Raw genomic sequence first — 2,459 nt, 5'->3', positions numbered from 1 at the left:
GGCCACATCATGGACATTTTGCGCGGCAAAACCACCGACAAAGTGAACCAGTTCAACCACAGCACGCTCAGCACCTTCGGCCTGGGCGCGGACTACAGCGAACAGCAACTGCGCGGCGTGCTGCGCCAGCTGATCGCCATTGGCGCGGTGGCGGTGCAAGGCGAATACAGCACCCTGTGCCTGACCGAAGGCTCGCGCGCCGTGCTCAAGGGCGAGGTGCCGCTGCAGCTGCGCGCCTCGGTATCTGGCCCGGCGCTGGGCAAGTCCAAGCGGGAGAAATCCAGCGCCAAATCCGCTGCCAAATCGGCCGTGGTGGCCGCCCTGGACGACAACGCCCAAGCCCGCTTCACTGCCCTGAAAGCCTGGCGCGCCGAAGTCGCCCGCGAGCACAACCTGCCCGCCTACGTGATCTTCCACGACGCCACCCTGGCCGCGATTGCCGCCATCGACCCGCGCAGCCTTGGGGATTTGGAGGGCGTGAGCGGCATTGGCGCGAAAAAGCTGGAGGCCTATGGAGAGGCGGTGCTGGGGGTCAGTTTGGGAGCCTAGAGGCAGGTGACAGCACGGTGCAGAGGACTCAGGTTCTGGCGTTATACGCCTCTAAAAATGCCCCAAACTCGGCAATCGGCACCGGCCGACTGAGCAGGTAGCCCTGGATCGCCGAGCAGCCAATCTCGGCCAGGAAAGCGCGTTGGCCCTCGGTTTCCACGCCCTCGGCAATGATCTGCAAGCCCATGCTGTGCGCCAGGGTGACGACCGTGCGGGCAATAGCGGCATCGTTGGGGTCGGTGAGGACATCGCGCACAAACGATTTGTCGATCTTGAGCTGGTCCAGCGGCAGCTTTTTCAGGTAGCTGAGCGACGAATAACCGGTGCCAAAGTCGTCCAGCGACAGGCGCACGCCATGCGCCCGCAGGGCCGTCATTTTGGCAATGATGTCGTCCACATCGTTGACCAGCATGCCCTCGGTCAGCTCTAGCTTGAGCCGCGACGCGACCGCCCCCGAGCGCGCCAGCACCGACAGCACCTGCTTCACATAGTCGGGCTGCTTGAACTGCTGGGCGCTGACATTCACGGCAATCGTCAGCGCCGCGGTGGCCGGGTCCTGCGACCAGCGCACCAATTGGGCACAGGCCGTGCCTAGTACCCAGTGGCCCAGGGGCAAGATAAAACCGGTTTGCTCGGCCACGGGAATGAATTCCGCCGGGGACACCATGCCGTTGACCGGATGCATCCAGCGCACCAGCGCTTCTGCGCCCGCAATCCGGCCCAACTCGTCCGTCTGGGGCTGGTAGTACAGCGCAAACTGGTTGCCTGACAGGCCTTTACGCAGCTCGGCAGCCATGGCTTTGTAGGCGGTCATTTCCGACTGCATCACGTGCAGCAGGGCGTAGAGCACCAGCAAAGCGAGAGTGTTGTTGAACCAGGTGCCGGGGATGCGCACCGCATCGGGCAAAACATAGGGCGTGTCAAAGCCCCATTGGGTACTGGCAAACACAAAAAATGTGGCGAAACACAGCACTGAAATTCCATGCCGCAGCCAAGCACGCTCTCCTTTGAAGATCAAAAAGGTGCCCATGCCCATGACCAAAAAGAAGTGGTGCGCAGAACGGGGTGCCTGGGCGTTCGGGATATCTTGCACCAGGCACAGCAGGCACAGCCCGACGTACAGGCTGCCCGCCATCAGCAAGGTTGCGCTCCGGGTGCGGCCCCGCCGCGTGAGCACGGCACTCATGGCCGCGATGGCGGCCAGCAAGATGTTGCAGACCGCGATGGACCAGGTCCCGTGCCAGCCGAAATACACGGCCCAACACAGCATGCCCAGCGCCATGACCGCGCTCCAGACCAGCAAGGCACGCCGCATGCGCAGACTGTGCTTGCTTTCTTGGTTGGGCGGATGGACCCATACCTTGTAGTCGAACGTGGGCAGGCTGACCACCTAGACCATAAACCCCATGCCCCGGGCTTCGCGCACCTCGGGCTTGATGCGGTGCTCGGCCTCCAGCTGGTCCATGAACTCGTCAGGGCTGAGGGCGGTGTCCAGTATTTCCACCTGGCGCTTCACTGCCGCAAAGTCGCCAGGGCAGAGCTGGTCGAGCTTGGCCAGGCGGCTGTGCAGCGTCTCGCTCCACCGCGCGGCATCGCCGCCCAGGGCTTCAACCAGAAACATGGTTTCGCGCTGGCTGCGCAGCAAGGGCTTGAACTGGATCTTGAAGGTGAAGCGGCGCAGCGCCGCTTGGTCGATGCGGTCCAGCAGGTTGGTGGTGCAGACAAAAATGCCGCGGTAGCGCTCCATGCCCTGCAGCATCTCATTCACCTCGGTGACATCGTAGGTGCGCTGGGCGCCACGCCGGTCTTGCAAAAAGCTGTCGGCCTCGTCCAGCAGCAGCACGGCTTTTTCGGCCTCGGCCTCTTTGAACATGGCGGCCATTTTTTGCTCGGTTTCGCCCACATATTTG

At 63.0% G+C, this 2,459-nt stretch carries 3 protein-coding genes; 1 reads left to right on the top strand and 2 read right to left on the bottom strand.

Annotated elements, in window-relative coordinates; translation table 11 throughout:
• Positions 1 to 549 (top strand): HRDC domain-containing protein (locus ABI213_RS21160; RefSeq protein ID WP_348028547.1); only part of this gene is annotated, 549 nt, incomplete at its 5' end.
• Positions 550 to 577: 28 nt separating this feature from the next.
• Here the strand turns inward: ABI213_RS21160 and ABI213_RS21155 are convergent.
• Together ABI213_RS21155 and ABI213_RS21150 are read right to left on the bottom strand one after the other, a co-directional pair.
• Positions 578 to 1,939, bottom strand: coding sequence for an EAL domain-containing protein (locus ABI213_RS21155; protein ID WP_348028545.1), 1,362 nt, complete (start codon positions 1,937 to 1,939; stop codon positions 578 to 580).
• Positions 1,940 to 2,459: ATP-binding protein (locus ABI213_RS21150; RefSeq protein WP_348028543.1), on the bottom strand; the 520-nt coding region annotated here is incomplete at its 5' end.

The organism is Rhodoferax sp., assembly GCF_039922535.1.
GTDB lineage: Bacteria > Pseudomonadota > Gammaproteobacteria > Burkholderiales > Burkholderiaceae_C > Rhodoferax_B.
This window is presented reverse-complemented; position numbering and strand designations above follow the sequence as displayed.